The 18,996-nt window shown below is 62.4% G+C and carries 16 protein-coding genes; 10 read left to right on the top strand and 6 right to left on the bottom strand.

Annotated features, from left to right (window positions below; translation table 11 throughout):
- The first annotated feature begins 137 nt into the window (after positions 1-137).
- The 4 genes from NR164_RS27105 to NR164_RS27120 all read left to right on the top strand — a co-directional run bounded on the left by NR164_RS27105 (position 138) and on the right by NR164_RS27120 (position 3,449).
- Entirely contained in the window at positions 138-1,112 is a 975-nt protein-coding gene (locus NR164_RS27105) for a D-glycerate dehydrogenase (protein ID WP_108525404.1), read from the top strand.
- Positions 1,113-1,208: 96 nt separating this feature from the next.
- Positions 1,209-2,111 (top strand): chemotaxis protein, encoded by a 903-nt coding sequence (locus tag NR164_RS27110; RefSeq protein WP_017845911.1) that lies wholly within the window; start codon positions 1,209-1,211, stop codon positions 2,109-2,111.
- Between the two features lie 3 nt (positions 2,112-2,114).
- Positions 2,115-2,597: an N-acetyltransferase gene (locus tag NR164_RS27115; RefSeq protein ID WP_046384643.1), complete on the top strand. Its 483-nt coding sequence runs from the start codon at positions 2,115-2,117 to the stop codon at positions 2,595-2,597.
- Positions 2,598-2,705: 108 nt separating this feature from the next.
- Positions 2,706-3,449 carry a YkgJ family cysteine cluster protein gene (locus NR164_RS27120; protein ID WP_046384644.1) on the top strand — a complete coding sequence of 248 codons (744 nt, stop codon included), beginning with the start codon at positions 2,706-2,708 and terminating at the stop codon, positions 3,447-3,449.
- Here the strand turns inward: NR164_RS27120 and NR164_RS27125 are convergent.
- A complete protein-coding gene (locus tag NR164_RS27125; RefSeq protein WP_046384645.1) occupies positions 3,446-4,234 on the bottom strand; it encodes a transporter substrate-binding domain-containing protein in 789 nt (262 codons plus the stop codon). The two genes, NR164_RS27120 and NR164_RS27125, sit on opposite strands and share 4 nt — an antisense overlap.
- A 168-nt stretch (positions 4,235-4,402) precedes the next feature.
- Positions 4,403-4,636, bottom strand: coding sequence for a hypothetical protein (locus NR164_RS27130; RefSeq protein WP_017845915.1), 234 nt, complete (start codon positions 4,634-4,636; stop codon positions 4,403-4,405).
- A gap of 215 nt (positions 4,637-4,851) precedes the next feature.
- On the opposite strand from NR164_RS27130, the gene NR164_RS27135 reads away from it, so the two are divergent.
- The 6 genes from NR164_RS27135 (at position 4,852) to NR164_RS27160 (ending at position 14,455) form a co-directional block, all read left to right on the top strand.
- The gene (locus NR164_RS27135) at positions 4,852-6,018 is read left to right on the top strand and encodes an efflux RND transporter periplasmic adaptor subunit (RefSeq protein WP_046384646.1); all 1,167 of its coding nucleotides are present in this window, start codon (positions 4,852-4,854) and stop codon (positions 6,016-6,018) included.
- Positions 6,015-9,110 (top strand): multidrug efflux RND transporter permease subunit, encoded by a 3,096-nt coding sequence (locus NR164_RS27140; protein ID WP_057004271.1) that lies wholly within the window; start codon positions 6,015-6,017, stop codon positions 9,108-9,110. Before NR164_RS27135 ends, NR164_RS27140 begins: the two co-directional genes overlap by 4 nt.
- 9 nt (positions 9,111-9,119) lie before the next feature.
- On the top strand, positions 9,120-9,797 hold the full coding sequence (locus NR164_RS27145; protein WP_017845918.1) for a heavy metal response regulator transcription factor: 678 nt from the start codon (positions 9,120-9,122) through the stop codon (positions 9,795-9,797).
- Positions 9,787-11,151, top strand: a complete 1,365-nt coding sequence (locus NR164_RS27150) for a heavy metal sensor histidine kinase (RefSeq protein ID WP_256823509.1) — start codon at positions 9,787-9,789, stop codon at positions 11,149-11,151. Before NR164_RS27145 ends, NR164_RS27150 begins: the two co-directional genes overlap by 11 nt.
- A 395-nt stretch (positions 11,152-11,546) precedes the next feature.
- Positions 11,547-12,875, top strand: a complete 1,329-nt coding sequence (locus NR164_RS27155; protein WP_256823510.1) for an OprD family porin — start codon at positions 11,547-11,549, stop codon at positions 12,873-12,875.
- Positions 12,876-12,961: 86 nt separating this feature from the next.
- Positions 12,962-14,455: a sensor domain-containing diguanylate cyclase gene (locus NR164_RS27160; RefSeq protein ID WP_079442879.1), complete on the top strand. Its 1,494-nt coding sequence runs from the start codon at positions 12,962-12,964 to the stop codon at positions 14,453-14,455.
- A 95-nt stretch (positions 14,456-14,550) separates the two neighbouring features.
- Here the strand turns inward: NR164_RS27160 and lpxC are convergent, their stop codons facing one another.
- The 4 genes from lpxC to NR164_RS27180 all read right to left on the bottom strand — a co-directional run bounded on the left by lpxC (position 14,551) and on the right by NR164_RS27180 (position 18,995).
- Entirely contained in the window at positions 14,551-15,462 is a 912-nt protein-coding gene (gene lpxC, locus NR164_RS27165) for a UDP-3-O-acyl-N-acetylglucosamine deacetylase (RefSeq protein ID WP_003171886.1), read from the bottom strand.
- A gap of 112 nt (positions 15,463-15,574) precedes the next feature.
- Positions 15,575-16,780 (bottom strand): cell division protein FtsZ, encoded by a 1,206-nt coding sequence (gene ftsZ, locus NR164_RS27170; RefSeq protein WP_017845922.1) that lies wholly within the window; start codon positions 16,778-16,780, stop codon positions 15,575-15,577.
- Between the two features lie 67 nt (positions 16,781-16,847).
- Positions 16,848-18,110 (bottom strand): cell division protein FtsA, encoded by a 1,263-nt coding sequence (gene ftsA / locus NR164_RS27175; RefSeq protein WP_017845923.1) that lies wholly within the window; start codon positions 18,108-18,110, stop codon positions 16,848-16,850.
- 15 nt (positions 18,111-18,125) lie between these two features.
- A complete protein-coding gene (locus NR164_RS27180; protein WP_026139894.1) occupies positions 18,126-18,995 on the bottom strand; it encodes a cell division protein FtsQ/DivIB in 870 nt (289 codons plus the stop codon).
- Position 18,996 lies beyond the last annotated feature (1 nt).

The following is an 18,996-nucleotide window of genomic DNA, read 5'->3' on the forward strand; positions in this document are numbered from 1 at the left end:
AAGTCATGCATGTATTGGCTGACACACTGCTATCGGGGGCAAGCCCCCTCCCACAGAGGTTCAACGGTGTCCTGACAATTACCGGCAGGAATGTTAGCTTGCTTGGCATTCTTCCGTAGTCGATGAGCCCGCCTGCAATGAAAAAGACTGTCCTCGCCTTCAGCCGTATCACCCCGGAAATGATCGAACGCCTGCAACAGGATTTCGAGGTGATCGCCCCCAACCCCAAGCTGGGCGACATCAATGCACAGTTCAATGAAGCCCTGCCCCATGCCCACGGCCTGATCGGCGTGGGGCGCAAGCTGGGCCGCGCGCAACTCGAAGGCGCGAGCCGGCTGGAAGTGGTGTCCAGCATCTCGGTAGGCTATGACAACTATGACGTGGCCTACCTCAGCGAACGCGGGGTCATGCTCACCAACACCCCCGACGTCCTCACCGAAAGCACCGCCGACCTCGCCTTCGCCCTGCTGATGAGCAGCGCACGCCGGGTGGCCGAGCTGGACGCATGGACCAAGGCCGGCGAGTGGAAAGCCAGCGTGGGCGCGTCGTTGTTCGGCTGCGACGTGCATGGCAAGACACTGGGCATCGTCGGCATGGGCAATATCGGCGCCGCCGTGGCCCGGCGCGGGCGCCTGGGCTTCAATATGCCGATTGTGTACAGCGGCAACAGCCGCAAGCCCGCACTGGAGCAGGAACTGGGCGCACAGTTCTGCAGCCTGGATCAGTTACTCGCCGAAGCGGACTTCGTCTGCCTGGTGGTGCCGTTGAGCGAAAAGACCCGGCACCTGATCAGTCATCGCGAGCTGGGACTGATGAAATCCAGCGCGATCCTGATCAATATTTCCCGCGGCCCGGTGGTCGACGAACCGGCGTTGATCGAAGCCCTGCAAACCCAGCGTATTCGCGGGGCGGGGCTGGACGTGTATGAAAAGGAACCGCTGGCCGAGTCGCCACTGTTCCAATTGAGCAATGCGGTGACCCTGCCGCACATCGGCTCGGCGACCCACGAAACCCGCACAGCCATGGCCAACCGCGCCCTCGACAACCTGCGCAGCGCCCTGCTCGGCCACCGCCCGCAGGATCTGGTCAACCCGCAGGTATGGAAGGGCTGAGATAAGTCAACTTCATCGGCCCATTCCCCTAAAGCCTGGGCCGATGAAGTCGATAACCCTCCATAGATGATCAACCCTGATCCACAGAAGGTTTTTATGTCCACGTCTAAAGCCCGCGCAGACTCACTCTCGCTTCTGCTCTTTACCTTGCGCAGCGGCAAGTTGATGGCCATTAACCTGCTGAAAGTCAGCGAAATCATCCCGTGCCCGCCGCTGACCAAGCTGCCGGAGTCCCATCCGCACGTCAAAGGTATCGCCATGCTGCGCGGCACCTCACTGTCGGTGATCGACCTGAGCCGCGCCCTCGGCGAAATGCCGTTGGAAGACCCGGACGGCGGCTGCCTGATCGTCACCGATGTCAGCCGCTCCAAGCAGGGCCTGCATGTGCAGGCGGTGAGCAAGATCGTGCATTGCCTGACCACCGATATCCGTCCGCCGCCCTTCGGCGCCGGCGGCAATCGCTCGTTTATCACCGGGGTCACCCAGGTGGAAGGTGGGCTGGTGCAGGTGCTGGACATCGAAAAAGTCATCCACGGCATCGCCCCGGCACCGATTGAAATGGCGCCGACCGACTTGACCATGGAAGAGGCCGAAGTGTTGGGCAACGCGCGAATCCTGGTGGTGGATGACAGCCAGGTCGCCCTGCAACAATCAGTACACACCCTGCGCAACCTCGGTCTGACCTGCCACACGGCGCGCAGCGCCAAGGAAGCGATCGACGTGCTGCTGGAACTGCAGGGCACCGTCGAGCAGATCAATGTGGTGGTGTCGGACATCGAAATGTCCGAAATGGACGGTTACGCCCTCACCCGCACCCTGCGCGAAACCCCGGACTTCCAGGACCTTTACGTGCTGTTGCACACCTCCCTGGACAGCGCGATGAACAGCGAAAAAGCGCGCGTGGCCGGGGCCGACGCGGTGCTGACCAAATTCTCCTCGCCCGAACTGACCAAATGCCTGGTGGTGGCCGCCCAGACCGTGGCGCAAAAGGGCCTGTAAGCGGTGGCCGAGTATTTCCAACTGCTACGCCGCGACCTCACCCGCGACCTGCCCGCGCCGCAGTGGCCGGCCGGTACGCAGTTGGATCACTACCGCGACGCATGGGCCCCGGCGATTCACGCGGTGTTGCGCATGACCCAGGCGCAAGGCGGCGGCCACGTCGCCGACCTGCAAACCTGGCAGCGGCAGTTCGTGACCGATGCCGAGTTCGACCCCACGCTGTGCCTGGTGGCGAGCAATGCCGAGGGCATCCTCGGCGTGGCCCAGTGCTGGACCAGCGCCTTCATCAAGAACCTGTCTGTACACCCCTGCGCCCAGGGCCAGGGGCTGGGCCGCGCCTTGTTGCTGCACACCTTCCAGGTGTTCAAGCAGCGCGGCGAACCCTACGTGGACCTCAAGGTCCTGGAAAGCAACCGACGCGCCCGGCAACTCTATGAAAGCGCGGGCATGGTGTTCGTGCTGCGCGATGTGGTCAGCGAAGACTGACGGGCACTGGCGCACAACTTGCTTTCAGTGCTCCCGAACGTTGAAAAGAGGTGAAAACCCGTCACCGTTCGCGCGAGCCCTCTGACCTAGCCTGGTGACAGATCTGCCATGAACACTCATTTTTCCTGCGTCGGTTGTGGCAAATGCTGCACCGACCACCATGTCCCCCTGACCCTCGCAGAAGCCCGCCAGTGGGCGGCTGACGGCGGCAGCGTGATCGTTCTGGTGGAAGGTTTTCTCGGCAACGGCCTGGGCCTGCCACTGCAACAACGCGAACATGCCGAACGCCGTTCGGCGATGGTGCCCAGCGGCACGACCCAGGCATTCGTGGCCATCACCTTTGCCGCCTACAACCCCGGACGCTGCCGGAATCTTGACGAAGACAACCTGTGCCGCATCTATGAACGCCGACCGTTGGTCTGCCGCATCTATCCGATGGAGATCAACCCGCACATCCCGTTGAACCCTGCCGCCAAGGAATGCCCGCCGGAGTCGTGGGAACAGGGCCCGGTATTGATTGCCGGCGGCGAGCTGATGGACGCGGAACTGGCTGAACTGATCCGCCGCTCGCGCCAGGCCGACCGCGACGATGTGCAGACCAAAGAGGCGGTGTGTGCCCTGTTGGGGATTCGCACCACGGCGCTCAAGGGCGATGGCTTTACGGCGTACCTGCCGCAGATGGATGCCTTTACCCAGGCGATCGAGCTGGCGGCGAGCCAGCCCGGCGTGGCGAATGAGTGGGTGTTTCATGTGTCCGCGATGGACATCGCCGAACAGTTGCTGGACGCGGGGGCACAGCTTGCCACCGAGGTGCCAGCCAACTATGCGTTTATCCCGCTGCGCGCCGCCTAGTCGTTGGGCGCGACGGAAACGGCATCCAGGCGGTAGGGCTGAATGATCCGTTGGTATTCGCCGCTTTGCATCAGTTGTTCAAGGGCGCAGTTGAGGGCATTGCGCAAGGCGGTATCGGGCTTGCGCACCGCGATCGCCACGCCGCTGCCCAGGAGTTCGGCCGAAATCGCGGGGCCGAGGAAGTCAAAGTCCTGGCCATCGACGGTATCGAGCAGCACCTCACGGATTTCCACGGTGCCTTGCAGGGTCGCATCGATATCCCCCGCCACCAGGCTGCGAATCAGTTCGTCATTGAGCCAGAAGCTCTTGACGATAACGCCCTTGGGCGCCCACCGCGCTCGGGCGAAGGCTTCGCGATTACTGCCCAGCAACACCCCGACACGCTTGCCCTTGAGCGACCGCACGGTCGGCAGCAGGCCGGATGTTCTGCGGGCGACCAGGCGCGTGGTGAACGGATACAGCTCATCGGTGAAGTTGACCCAGCGCCGACGCATCGACGTAGGCGCCATGCCCATGATTGCGTCGAACTGCCGGGCCTCCAGGGCCGGGAAGTTTTCCACCAGCACCTGGTCGACCCAGGTGCAGCGCACATTCAACTGCACGCACAGGGCGTTACCCAGGTCGATGTTCAGGCCGACCAGTTGGCCTTGCGGGTTGCGGCTCTGGAAAGGCGAGAATTGCGCAGCGACGGCGAAACGGATTTCGCGCCGTGGCGACTCACCGGCGGCAACGCTATCGGCCGCCAGCAATAACGCGAGCACGGCACAAATGTGTATCAGAGCCACAGGAAACGTCCTTTTCCGGAAAGTCCAACCTCACCCTCCCGCGCCGACGGAAAACGCCGGGGCGGCACGGAGGCTGTGCAAGCTTTCAAGAAACGGTCGTGGCCCTACAATCAGAAATTTCAGCAGACGTTGTAGGCAATAGTCGACACAGCGTGCGACTTATTATTCTCAGCGTTTACCCATCGAACGACGGGTGCCCGGCGGCGCCATGCCTGGGGACTTGGTATGCCCGTTCTTGGCGCCGTTCTTGTACCACGGCTGGGCGGCATTCTTGGCCCCGGCCAGTTCACCCGGTTTGAACGGAAACTTGAACGCCGGGATCTCGGTTTTTTCAACGCTTTCAGCGCTGGCCGGATCGACGAGGTCGGCCGCTTCAACAGGGGGATGTGTCGGGGAAGTCATGGAAGCTCCGGAGCAGGCAAAAATTGATGCGGGGCCAGCTTGCGGGCCACACTGGCGCGCAGTATACCTGCGCCCTCAGGATCTTTAACCACCGCCTGTAGGAATGGTCGGCGTTTACTGACAGCGCTGTCAGTTAGCAGTCACCTTGCTGACCGGGTTGACGGGCTATAAAGACACCTCACTCTTCCGTTCCTCTGCCCTGGCACCTCACTTCCATGCAAATTCAACGAAAAACCGCGCTGATCGTCGGAGTCCTCGTGGTGCTGGCGATTGCAGCCTGGGCCCTGACGCGGCCGGCCAAACCCAAACTGGCGGCGCCGACAGCGATCCCGGTACGGGTGGTGAGCGTGGCGCAACAGGACATCCCGCGTTTCGTCAGCGGCATTGGGACGGTGCTGTCGTTGCACAGCGTGGTGATCCGCCCGCAGGTCGACGGCATCCTCACCCGATTACTGGTCAAGGAAGGCCAGCAGGTCAAGGCCGGGGACCTGTTGGCGACCATCGATGACCGCTCGATCCGCGCCAGCCTCGAGCAGGCCAAGGCGCTGTTGGCGGAAAACCAGGCGCAGTTGCAAGTCGCGCTGATCAACCTCAAGCGCTACAAGGCATTGAGTGTCGACGACGGCGTGTCCAAGCAGACCTATGACCAGCAACAGGCATTGGTCAACCAACTCAATGCCACCGTCCAGGGCAATCAGGCCGCGATCGATGCGGCAAAGGTGCAGCTTTCCTACACTCAGATTCGCTCGCCGGTCAGCGGCCGCGTAGGGATTCGCACGGTGGATGAAGGCAACTTCCTGCGCACGAGCGATGCCCAGGGGCTGTTCTCGGTGACGCAGATCGACCCGATTGCCGTCGAATTTTCCCTGCCGCAACAGATGCTGCCCACTCTGCAAAGCCTGATCGCGGCCCCTACCCCAGCCAGCGTCGACGCCTACCTGGGCGCCGACACCGACGGCCAGACCGGCGACCTGCTCGGTGAAGGCCACCTGAGCCTGATCGACAACCAGATCAGTTCCACCACCGGCACCCTGCGCGCCAAGGCCGAGTTCAACAACGCCACGCAGCGCCTGTGGCCGGGGCAACTGGTGACCATCAAGATCCAGACCGGCCTCGACAAAAACGCCCTGGTGGTGCCGCCGACCGTGGTGCAACGCGGCCTGGACGCGCACTTTGTGTACCGGGTCAACGGCGACAAGGTGGAGGTGGTGCCGGTGCAGGTCACCTACCAGAACAGCGATGTGACGCTCATCAAAGGCGTACAGGCCGGTGATGTGCTGGTCAGCGATGGCCAGTCGCGGCTCAAGGCCGGCGCTCGGGTCGACGTGCTCAAAGAACCGCCGCAAGTGATCCAGACCGTCGACGCCAAGGTGCAACCATGAACGCCAGCCGCTCGCCGTCGGCGTGGTGCGTCGACCACCCGGTCGCGACCCTGCTGCTGACCTTCGCCCTGGTGTTGCTCGGGCTGATTGCCTTCCCGCAACTGGCCATCGCCCCGCTGCCGGAAGCGGAATTTCCGACAATCCAGGTCAGCGCGCAACTGCCCGGCGCCAGCCCGGACACCATGGCTTCTTCGGTGGCCACGCCGCTGGAGGTGCAATTCAGCGCCATCCCCGGCATGACCCAGATGACCTCCAGCAGCGCCTTGGGCTCCAGCCTCTTGACCCTGCAATTCACCCTGAACAAGAGCATCGACACCGCCGCCCAGGAAGTCCAGGCGGCGATCAACACCGCTTCCGGCAAGTTACCCAGGGATATGCCGACCCTGCCGACCTGGAAGAAGGTCAACCCGGCAGACAGCCCGGTGCTGATCCTCAGCGTCAGTTCCGACAGCATGCCCAGCACCGAGCTGAGCGATTACGTGGAAACCCTGCTGGCACGGCAGATCAGCCAGATCGACGGCGTCGGCCAGATCAACATCACCGGCCAGCAACGTCCGGCGATTCGCGTGCAGGCTTCGCCCGACAAGCTCGCGGCCATCGGCCTGACCCTGGCCGACATCCGCGTGGCGATCCAGCAGTCGAGCCTGAACCTGGCCAAAGGCGCGATCTACGGGGAGAACAGCGTGTCGACGCTGTCGACCAACGACCAGCTGTTTCAGCCCGGGGACTACGCCCAACTGATCGTGTCCTACAAGAATGGCGCGCCGGTTCAACTGCGCGATATCGCTAAAGTCATCAACGGCTCGGAAAACGCCTACGTACAAGCCTGGTCCGGCGACACCCCGGGGGTCAACCTGGTGATCTCGCGCCAGCCCGGCGCGAACATCGTCGAGACCGTCGACCGCATTCAAGCGCAACTGCCGCGCCTGCAGGCCATGCTGCCGGCGTCGGTGCAGGTCAGCGTGTTGAGCGACCGCACCAAGACCATCCGCGCCTCCCTGCATGAAGTGGAAGTGACCCTACTGATCGCCGTGCTGCTGGTGGTGGCGGTGATGGCGTTGTTCCTGCGCCAGCTGTCGGCGACGTTGATTGTGTCGAGCGTGCTCGGGGTGTCGCTGATCGCCAGCTTCGCCCTGATGTACCTGATGGGCTTCAGCCTGAACAACCTGACCCTGGTGGCGATCGTCATCGCCGTGGGCTTTGTGGTGGACGATGCGATCGTGGTGGTGGAGAACATTCACCGCCATCTCGAAGCCGGGCTGGGCAAGCGTGAAGCGGCGATCAAGGGCGCCGGCGAGATTGGCTTTACCGTGGTGTCCATCAGCTTCTCGCTGGTGGCGGCGTTCATTCCGCTGCTGTTCATGGGCGGCGTGGTCGGGCGCCTGTTCAAGGAATTCGCACTGACGGCGACCTCGACCATCCTGATTTCGGTGGTGGTTTCGCTGACCCTGGCGCCGACCCTCGCGGCGCTGTTCATGCGCGCCCCGACCCATCCGGCCCACGCCAAGCCCGGTTTCAGCGAACGCCTGCTGGCCGGCTATGCGCGCAACCTGCGCCGCGCCCTGGTCCATCAACGCAGCATGCTGGCGATCTTCGTGGTCACGCTGGCGCTGGCGGTGGTCGGCTACGTGTTCATCCCCAAGGGTTTTTTCCCGGTGCAGGACACCGGCTTCGTGCTCGGCACCAGCGAAGCGGCGGCCGATGTGTCGTTCCCGGACATGGTCGCCAAGCACAAGGCCCTGGCCGAGATCATCAAGGCTGACCCGGCAGTGGCAACGTTTTCCCATTCGGTGGGCGTCACCGGCAGCAACCAGACCATCGCCAACGGCCGTTTCTGGATCGCCTTGAAAGACCGCGGCGATCGCGACGTGTCCGCCAGCCAGTTCATCGACCGCATCCGCTCGAAACTGGCGAAGGTGCCGGGCATCGTGCTGTACCTGCGCGCCGGCCAGGACATCAACCTCAGCTCCGGCCCCAGCCGCGCCCAGTACCAGTACGTGCTCAAGAGCAACGACGGCGCGACACTGAATACCTGGACCCAGCGCCTCACCGAAAAACTGCGCGCCAACCCGGCGTTTCGCGACCTGTCCAACGACCTGCAACTGGGCGGCAGCATCACCCACATCAGCATCGACCGCCAGGCCGCCGCGCGCTTCGGCCTGACCGCCACCGATGTCGACCAGGCGTTGTACGACGCGTTCGGCCAGCGCCAGATCAACGAGTTCCAGACCGAAATCAACCAATACCAAGTGGTGCTGGAACTCGATACCCAGCAACGCGGCAAAGCCGAAAGCCTCAATTACTTCTACCTGCGCTCGCCACTGACCAACGAGATGGTGCCGTTGTCGGCCCTGGCCAAGGTCGACCCGCCCAGCGTGGGCCCGCTGTCCATCAGCCATGACGGCATGTTCCCGGCGGCCAACCTGTCGTTCAACCTGGCGCCCGGCGTGGCGTTGGGGGATGCGGTGATCATGCTCAACCAGGCCAAGAACGAAATCGGCATGCCGGCCACCATCCTCGGCAACTTCCAGGGCGCGGCCCAGGCGTTCCAGAGTTCATTGGCCAGCCAGCCGTGGCTGATCCTCGCGGCGCTGGTGGCGGTGTACATCATTCTCGGCGTGCTGTACGAAAGTTTCGTCCACCCGCTGACGATCATTTCCACCCTGCCCTCGGCTGGCTTGGGCGCGTTGATCATGTTGTGGCTGCTGGGCCAGGACTTTTCGATCATGGCCCTGATCGGCCTGGTGTTGCTGATCGGCATCGTGAAGAAGAACGGCATCCTGATGATCGACTTCGCCCTCGAAGCCCAGCGGGTCAGAGGCCTGCCGCCGGAGGAAGCGATCTACGAAGCCTGCGTCACGCGGTTCCGGCCGATCATCATGACCACCCTCGCCGCCCTGCTCGGCGCCGTGCCGCTGATGCTCGGCGCAGGCCCCGGCGCGGAACTGCGCCAACCGCTGGGGATCGCGGTGGTCGGCGGCTTGCTGGTGAGCCAGGCGCTGACGCTGTTCACCACGCCGATCATATACTTGTACCTTGAGCGGTTTTTCCACCGGCCCACACCAACGCCCGCGTTGGCGACCACACATTAAGGCGGGGTCATGCGCGTACTGATCGTTGAAGATGAAGAAAAAACCGCGGACTACCTGCATCGCGGCCTGACGGAGCAAGGCTACACCGTCGACGTGGCGCGTGAAGGCGTCGAAGGTTTGCACCTGGCGCTGGAAAACGATTACGCGGTGATCGTGCTCGACGTGATGCTGCCCGGTCTCGACGGCTTCGGCGTGTTGCGTGCCCTGCGCGCGCGCAAGCAAACGCCGGTGATCATGCTCACCGCCCGCGAGCGCGTGGAAGACCGCATTCGCGGCCTGCGTGAAGGCGCCGACGATTACCTGGGCAAGCCGTTTTCGTTCCTGGAGCTGGTGGCGCGCCTGCAAGCCCTGACCCGCCGCAGTGGCGGGCACGAACCGGTGCAGGTGACGGTCGCCGACCTGTGGATCGACCTGATCAGCCGCAAGGCCAGCCGCAACGGCGTGCGCCTGGACCTGACCGCCAAGGAGTTCTCGCTGCTCAGCGTATTGGCGCGGCGCCAGGGTGAGATCCTGTCCAAGACCGCCATCGCGGAGATGGTCTGGGACATCAACTTCGACAGCGACGCCAACGTGGTCGAAGTCGCGATCAAACGCCTGCGCGCCAAGCTCGACGGGCCGTTCGAACAGAAGCTGCTGCACACCATCCGTGGCATGGGTTATGTGCTGGAGAACCGCGGTGTCAACTAACTCCATCGCGCTGCGCTTGAGCGGCATGTTCACCCTGGTGGCGCTGCTGATCTTCCTGTTGATCGGCGGCGCGCTCTATCAGCAGGTGGACCGTGGCTTGGGCCTGTTACCCGAGGCCGAACTGGATGCGCGCTACAGCGTGTTGGAGTCGTCGGTGAAGCGCTTCGGCACGCCGGAGCATTGGACCAAGATCAAGGCCAAACTCAAGTTGTTGGCCGAGGAAGACAAGCGCATCCGTTTCTGGGTGGTGAGCAGCGACCCGAACTACGAATATGGCAGCCCGGACGCACAGATCCGCGCCTTCGCCACCGGCCCGACCGGCAAGCGCGACTTGCGCCTGGCCGATCACACCGAACCGTTCAAGGTGCTGGTGAGCCAGTTCCCCGCCCAGGACCAGCGCCCGCCGTTGCGCTTCATGATCGCCATCGACACCGAAAACTTCCGCGCCACCCAGCACCACTTGCTGGTGGCGCTGATCAGCCTGGCGTTTATCGGCGTGGTGCTGGCGGCGCTGCTGGGGTTCTGGGTCTCGCGCATCGGCCTCAAGCCGCTGAGTAAACTCTCGGACGAAGCGCAGAAACTCGCACCGCCGAAACTCTCCGGGCGCCTGCAACTGTCGCCGCTGCCGCCGGAGTTGCGTCAGTTCGTCAACTCGTTCAACGCCACCCTGGACCGCGTCGAACAGGCCTACTCGCGCCTGGAATCGTTCAATGCCGACGTCGCCCATGAACTGCGCTCGCCCCTGACCAACCTGATCGGCCAGACCCAGGTGGCCCTGACACGCGGGCGCTCGGCCGAACATTATTTCGAGGTGCTGCAATCGAACCTGGAAGAACTGGAGCGCCTGCGTTCGATCATCAACGACATGCTGTTCCTCGCCAGCGCCGACCAGGGCAGCAAGGCCACCAAGCTGATCGAAAGCTCCCTGGCCGACGAAGTGGCGACCACCCTCGACTACCTGGACTTCATCCTCGAAGACGCCCAGGTCCGGGTGCACGTCCACGGCGACGCCCAGGTGCAGATCGAAAGAGCCCACCTGCGCCGCGCACTGATCAACCTGCTGAGCAACGCGGTGCAGCACACCGCGCCAGGGCAGGTCATCGCGGTGAACATCGACGTGCGGGAGCATCAGGTGGCGATCGCCGTGACCAACCCCGGCGACGCGATTGCCAGCGAGCACCTGCCTCGGCTGTTCGAACGCTTCTATCGAGTGGACGCATCGCGCAGCAACAGTGGCGCCAACCATGGGCTGGGGCTGGCCATCGTCAAGGCGATTGCGCTGATGCATGGCGGCGATGTGTTCGTGCGCAGTGACGCCGGCGGCAACACCTTCGGTATTACCCTGCCCGTCTAACGCTTGAGAACACTTCAGACCAATGTGGGAGGGGGCTTGCCCCCGATAGCGACGGATCAGTCAGTACTTCAGTGACTGATACACCGCCATCGGGGGCAAGCCCCCTCCCACATTGGATTGCGCCAAATCTCTGACTGTTGCGATTTGGGCAACAGTCATTATCTTGTTACACTCTGTATCGCAGCGCTCGCCTGCGTTAATTTGACGCATCGATGAGCGCGACGGCAAAGACAGCTGACCTGCTTACCCGAATTTCCCTCGACTTTTTTCCAGGGCTCTACACTGGGAATCTGTCTTAAAGCCGCTGACTTCAGCGGCTTTTTTTTTGCCGCAAAAAAGGCCAGGCACACCCCCACGACATTGGCCGTTTCCGTTTGACCAAAGGAGCTCCACCGGTGAAGAACTCGCTGACGTTCACCCCGTTATTCCTCGCGATTACAGCAACGATCGCCCCCCTCGCCCACGCAGCAGACACCACCCCCGCCGACGGTTTCGTCGAAGGCGCAAGCCTCAAGCTCAACGCCCGCAACTACTACATGAACCGCGACCGTCACGACATCCACACTGATGACAACAAAGAATGGGGCCAGGGCTTTCTCGGCATCTTCGAATCCGGCTACACCCAGGGCACCGTCGGTTTCGGCCTGGATGCCCACGCCATGCTCGGCCTCAAGCTCGACGGCGGTGGCGGCACCGACGGCTCCAGCATCCTCCCGTATGGCAACAGTCAAGGCAGCGGCAAGGCGCCGGGGTCGTTCTCCACCGCAGGCGGCACGTTGAAGATGCGCGCGTTCGACACGGAACTGAAAGCCGGCGACCTGTTCCTCAACAACCCGGTGATCGCCGGCGGCCTGACCCGCATGCTGCCCCAGACCTTTCGCGGCGTAAGCCTGACCAACCACAGCCTCGACGGCTGGATGATCGAAGGCGGCCAGGCCAGCTTCACCAAGCTCTACAACCAGAGCGGCCACCAGCGCATCGGCACCAGCTACGGCACACTGCCGGAACACACCGACAGCCAGCACCTGGACTGGGCCGGCGTGTCGTTCAGCGGCGTGCCGGGACTGACCAGCAACCTGTACGCCGCCGAACTCAAGGATGTGTGGCACCAGTACTACTACGACCTGGACTACACCTACGCGCTGAACGACCTGGTCAGCCTCAACCCCGGCCTGCACTACTACCACACCCAAGACAGCGGCCAGTCGTTGCTGGGTAACATCGACAACAACACCTACAGCCTGCATTTCACCGTAGTCGTGGGCAGCCACAGCGTCACCGCCGCGTACCAGCGGGTCAACGGCAACACACCGTTCGACTACATCACCCAGGGCGACAGCGTGTACCTGGACAACTCCCAGCAATACTCGGACTTCAACGGCCCCAACGAGCGGTCGTGGAAGCTCAAGTACGCCTACGACTTCATCGGCCTCGGCATGCCGGGCCTGACCACTGCCGTGTCCTACAGCAGCGGTAAGACCGACCTGAGCAAAGTCGATCCCACCAGCCGGGGCTACAGCGCCTGGTACAGCGCCGACGGCCAGGACGCCAAGCACTGGGAACGGGACATCGACGTGAAATACGTGGTGCAGGGCGGCAAGGCCAAGGATCTGTCCCTGCGCCTGCAATGGGCGACCAACCGCGGCAGCAATGGCTACTCGGCGGTGGATCGGGATGTGGATGAATACCGGGTGATCGTCGACTATCCGATCAACGTGTTCTAAGTCGCCGCACTTTCTTTGCAACCAAACAATCAATTTTCATCGGGTAGAACTAAACTGCCAGTATCTTCACCGTTGAAGTCTGCCCGATGAGTCCACGCCCTTTTCGTACCCCATCTGAACGCACAGAATTATTGTTGATGCTAGGCAGCGGCTTCACCGTCGCATTGATTGTGATTATCGTCGCGGTGCTGTTGATCCGCGAACACGCCAGCACCCTGCAGGCGGCGAAACGCTCAACCACCAACATCACCCAACTGATCAACGCCGATGTGCTGCGTAACGTCGAGCTATACGACCTCGCGCTGCAAGGGTTGATCGCCGCCACGCAGCGCACGGATTTGTCCAAGGTATCGGGGGATATCCGGCATCTGGTGCAATTCGAGCTGTCGACGGCCGCGCTGTTCAAAGACCAAGTGCTGTTGCTGGACGCCAATGGCGCCGTCGTTGCTGACTCTTCGACGCTCAAGCCGACCTCGCGTAATTTGGCTGATCGCGACTACTTCCTCGTGCATAAAATCACCAACCAGAGCGACCTGTTCATCAGCCGGCCGTTCATGATTCAGTGCCATTGCGAGCAAGTCTGGCGCATCGCGTTCAGCCGCCGCGTCACCGGCGCCAACGGCGAGTTCCTCGGGGTCGCGGTGGCCACCATGCGCCTGGCGTACTTCGATCAGTTGTTCAACAGCCTGACCATCGGCAATAGCAGCTCGGTCAACCTGTTGAGCAGCCACGGCATTCTCCTGGCCCAGCAACCGCTGCTGGAGCGCGACATGATCAACAAGGACCTGAGTGATCGCCCCAACTTCAAGCGCATGTTACGCGAAGGAAGCGGCAGCTTTCGGGCCATCTCGACCATCACCGGCAAGGAGCGCCTGTATACCTTCACCAATGTCGGCGAGCTGCCGCTGATTGTGGTCGTGGCGTTGTCCAGTGAGGACGTGTTCGCGCCATGGAAGCGCGCGGCGACGCTGACCGGCGGCGCCACCGGCATCCTGTGTATCGGCCTGTTATGGCTGACCTGGATGCTGCGCCGGGAACTGCGCCGCCGTTTTCGCGCGGAGAAGGTGCTGTCAGAACTGGCAGCCACCGACGCGCTCACCGGCCTGGCCAACCGGCGCATTCTGGACCAACGCCTGCGCCTGGAATGGGACCGCGCCCAGCGCTCCGCCGAACCGCTGACGCTGTTGATGATCGACGTCGACCACTTCAAGGCATTCAACGACCGTCATGGCCATCACGGCGGCGATGAAGCGTTGCGCAACGTCGCCCAGGTGATCGGCGGCAACATCCGTCGCCCGGCCGACCTGGCCGCACGTTATGGCGGTGAAGAGTTCGCCGTGGTGTTGCCGTCTACCGATATCAGGGGCGCATGGCTAATCGCCGAGCATATCCGCCGCGGCGTCGAGCACTTGCCACGGGTGGCGGGGGATGAACGGCCGATTACCGTGAGCATTGGCCTGAGTACGTGGGACAAGCGCAGTCGCATGTCCCTGGAGGACTTGCAGCTCAGTGCGGACCGCGCGCTGTATGAAGCCAAGCACAGTGGGCGCAATTGCATCGTGGAGGCAACGGCGCGATGACTGAGGCGAACAGGCCGTTGTGGCTCGCTCGCCACGGAAAATAAAAAGGGCCACCCGAAGGCAGCCCTTAAAAACTAAAGAAAGAGAGTTGTTACTTACACCGCCGCAACGGGACGCATGTAAGAGATCGGTGCGGTGCTGGCATCTTCGAAGGTCACGACTTCCCAAGCATCTGTCTGCTCAATCAACTTGCGCAGCAGCTGGTTGTTAAGGGCGTGGCCCGACTTGAAGCCTTTGAACTCGCCTATCAGGCTATTGCCCAGCAGGTAGAGGTCACCGATTGCATCGAGGATCTTGTGCTTCACGAATTCGTCTTCATAGCGAAGGCCGTCTTCGTTCAGTACACCATCCGCGTCGACCACAATGGCGTTTTCAACGCTGCCGCCGAGTGCGAGGTTGTGCTTGCGCAGGTACTCGATGTCACTCATGAAACCAAAGGTGCGGGCGCGGCTGACTTCTTTTACGAACGAAGTACTGGAAAAATCCACGCTTGCGCTTTGGGTGCGGTCGCGAAATACCGGGTGATCGAAATCGATCTCAAAGCTCACTTTAAAGCCTTCGAACGGGACGAAGGTGGCGCGCTTGTCGCCGTCTTCTACTGTCACTTCCCGCAGAATGCGAATGAACTTCTTGGCTGCGTCCTGTTCTTCCAGGCCGGCAGATTGAATCAAGAATACGAAGGGACCAGCGCTGCCATCCATGATGGGGACTTCGGACGCGGAGAGCTCGACGTAGGCGTTATCGATGCCCAGGCCAGCCATGGCCGAGAGCAAGTGCTCCACCGTGTCCACCTTGACGTCACCGTTGACCAATGTGGTCGACATCGTGGTTTCGCCGACGTTTTCCGCGCGAGCAGGAATCTGCACCACAGGGTCCAGGTCGGCACGAACAAACACGATGCCGGTGTCGACAGGTGCAGGTTTGAGGGTCAGGTATACCTTCTCCCCGGAGTGCAGACCTACACCTGTGGCACGAATAATATTCTTCAGGGTGCGTTGTTTAATCATGGCTTGGACCGCTTCAGCGCAAATTGCGAACTGGTATCAACAAAGGCTGGCGATAATAGCAGACCAGACCTTTGCTGAACACCAATCACCTTCATAGCCCTGATACATTCCATTAATCGGCCTGACGACGCAGGAATGCCGGGATGTCCAGGTAGTCCAGATCATCTTGCGGATTCGGGCTACGGGACGCTGCAGCACCGGCCTGAGCCTGATTGCGCATCACGGTCGGACGGTCCAGATCACGGTAGTTCACCGACGGCAGTTCCTGACGCGCAGGCGCTGGAGCGGCAGCCGCTTGGCTGGCGTGGCTGTTGTGGCCGGTATGAACGGTATTGTCGATGACCTTTACAGGCTTCTCGATTTTTGCGCCCAGGCCGGTCGCGACCACGGTCACATGCAGTTCGTCGCGCATGTCCGGATCGATCACGGTGCCGACTTTGACCATCGCGTGCTCGGAAGCGAAGGCTTCGATGATGCTACCCACGTCGGAGTACTCACCCAGGGACAGGTCAGGACCGGCGGTGATGTTCACCAGGATGCCGCGTGCGCCTTGCAGGTTCACGTCTTCGAGCAACGGGTTGCGGATGGCCGCTTCGGTGGCTTCACGCGCACGGTTCGGACCGCTGGCGCAGCCAGTGCCCATCATCGCCATGCCCATTTCGCTCATCACGGTACGCACGTCGGCAAAGTCGACGTTGATCATGCCCGGGCGCTTGATGATGTCGGAGATACCGCGAACGGCACCGGCCAGTACATCGTCAGCCTTGGCGAACGCGGACAGCAGGCTCGCGTCCTTGCCCAGGATGGTCAGCAGCTTCTCGTTGGGGATGGTGATCAACGAGTCGACGCTTTCAGACAGCAGACGGATACCTTCGTCGGCGATCTGCATGCGCTTGCGGCCTTCGAACGGGAACGGACGGGTCACGACGGCGACCGTCAGAATCCCCATTTCCTTGGCCACTTCGGCGATGATCGGCGCTGCACCGGTACCGGTACCGCCGCCCATGCCGGTGGTGATGAACACCATGTTGGTGCCTTGCAGCACTTCGGCGATACGCTCGCGGTCTTCCAGCGCGGCTTGACGGCCGACTTCCGGGTTGGCGCCAGCGCCGAGGCCCTTGGTCACGGCGGTGCCCAATTGCAGGATGGTCCGCGCGCCGATGCTCTTCAGCGCCTGGGCATCAGTGTTGGCGCAGATGAATTCAACGCCTTCAATGTTGCTCTTGACCATATGGTTGACAGCGTTGCCGCCGCCACCGCCGACACCGATCACTTTGATGACCGGGCTTGCGGGGATGTTGTCTACGAGTTCGAACATTTTCCCTCTCCTTTCGTGTTCTCTAGTTTTTTCGCCTACTGCTTTTTTACGGTGTTGCGGTAAATCGTTAGAAATTGCCTTTGACCCAAGCCTGCAACCGTTCGAACAACGGCGCTTTCGCTTCGTCGTCGCCGCGGTAGCTGTCGCGGATGCTCGGGCCCGACAGGGAAATGCCGTCGGTCTGCTTTTGCAGCCCGTACAACAGCAAGCCCACACCGGTGGAATAAATCGGGTTGCGCACCACGTCGCCCAGGCCTTTGACGCCATGGGGCACGCCCAGGCGAACTGGCATGTGGAAGATCTCTTCGGCCAGTTCGACCGCGCCTTCCATCTTCGAGGTGCCACCGGTCAGCACGATGCCGGCCGGGATCAAATCTTCGTAGCCGCTGCGGCGCAGTTCCGCCTGGATCAGGGTGAACAGCTCGTCGTAGCGCGGCTCGACCACTTCGGCCAGGGCCTGGCGCGACAGCTCGCGCGGTGGACGGTCGCCCACGCTCGGCACCTTGATGGTTTCACCGGCGCCGGCCAGTTTGGCCAGGGCGCAGGCATAGCGGATCTTGATCTCTTCGGCGTACTGCGTCGGTGTGCGCAACGCCATGGCGATGTCGTTGGTGACCTGGTCGCCGGCAATCGGGATCACGGCGGTGTGACGGATCGCACCCTCGGTGAAGATCGCGATGTCGGTGGTGCCGCCGCCGATGTCGACCAGGCACACGCCCAGTTCTTTTTCGTCGTCGGTCAGTACCGAGTAGGCCGAAGCCAGTTGCTCGAGAATGATGTCGTCGATTTCCAGGCCGCAGCGACGCACGCACTTTTCAATGTTCTGTGCGGCATTGACCGCGCAGGTCACCACGTGGACCTTGGCTTCCAGGCGCACGCCTGACATGCCCAGGGGCTCGCGCACGCCTTCCTGGTTGTCGATCACGTAGTCCTGCGGCAGGGTGTGCAGCACGCGCTGGTCCGCCGGGATCGCCACGGCCTGGGCGGCGTCGAGTACGCGCTCAAGGTCGGCCGCGCTGACTTCGCGGTCGCGGATCGCCACGATGCCGTGGGAGTTCAGGCTGCGGATGTGATTGCCCGCCACGCCGACGAACGCCGAGTGAATCCGGCAACCGGCCATCAGCTGCGCTTCTTCGATGGCGCGCTGGATCGATTGCACGGTGGACTCGATGTTCACCACCACGCCCTTCTTCAGGCCCCGGGACGGATGCGTGCCAATACCGACGATTTCGATCGTGCCGTCTTCCCCGACCTCGCCCACCAGCGCCACCACCTTGGAGGTGCCGATATCGAGACCGACGATCATTTTGCCGCTTTGCACGTTTGCCATGGGTCCTGCCTCTTCTTAATTCTTCGCGACAGCGGGTTGCGCTGCCGTGGGCGCAGCCGGTTCACGCCAGCCGACGGCAAGGCCGTTGGCGTAACGCAGGTCGACGCTCGCAATGTTCGTAATCTGTTCTTTCAAGGTCTTTTCATAGATGGCAATAAAGCGGCGCATCTTTTCCACCAAGCGGTCGCGTCCCAGCAACAACTCGATGCCCGGGCCGGAACTGCCTGCCCCGGTCGTCAAAAACCAGCTGCCCCGTTCACGCAATTCCAGGCGTGCAATGGAGAAGCCCAGCGGCCGCAGCATCTGGCTCAAGGCCTGGTACTGCTGCATCACTTGCTGCTGCGCCCGCTGCGGCCCGAACAGCTGCGGCAGGTGCTCGTAATTGGCCAGCTCACGCGGGGTGAACGCCTGGCCCTGGTTGTTCAACAGCGCCTCATCGCCCCAACGGGCCACGGGCAGTTGTTCTTCCAGGCGGATCGTCACCTGGTCCGGCCATACACGGCGGACTTCGGCGTGGGCGATCCACGGCATCTGCTCCAGCTCCCGGCGCATGCCGGCCAGGTCGATGGTGAAGAAGCTCGCCGCCAGGAACGGGCCGATGCGCTGCTGCACCGCTTGCTGGCTGATGTAGCTCAAGTCGCCCTGCACGCTGATCTTGGTGATCGGCCGGTCGGCATAAGGCAATAGACGCTGCGCGCCTTCGTAAGTGCCGAAGCCCAACACCACCAGCAACACCGGCCAGAACAGCGCCTTGAGGAAACCAAAGTTGGCTTTCGGCAGGCGCGCCGACATCGGCTCTTTAGCCACCATTCGGCTGGCACCCCGTGGCACCGGCTTGCGGCCGGGTGCGGGTGGGGGCTGATGACGAAGCGATGCGCCTTTCATG

This window comes from Pseudomonas sp. Pse79, from assembly GCF_024519615.1.
GTDB classification, from domain to species: Bacteria; Pseudomonadota; Gammaproteobacteria; order Pseudomonadales; family Pseudomonadaceae; genus Aquipseudomonas; species Aquipseudomonas veronii.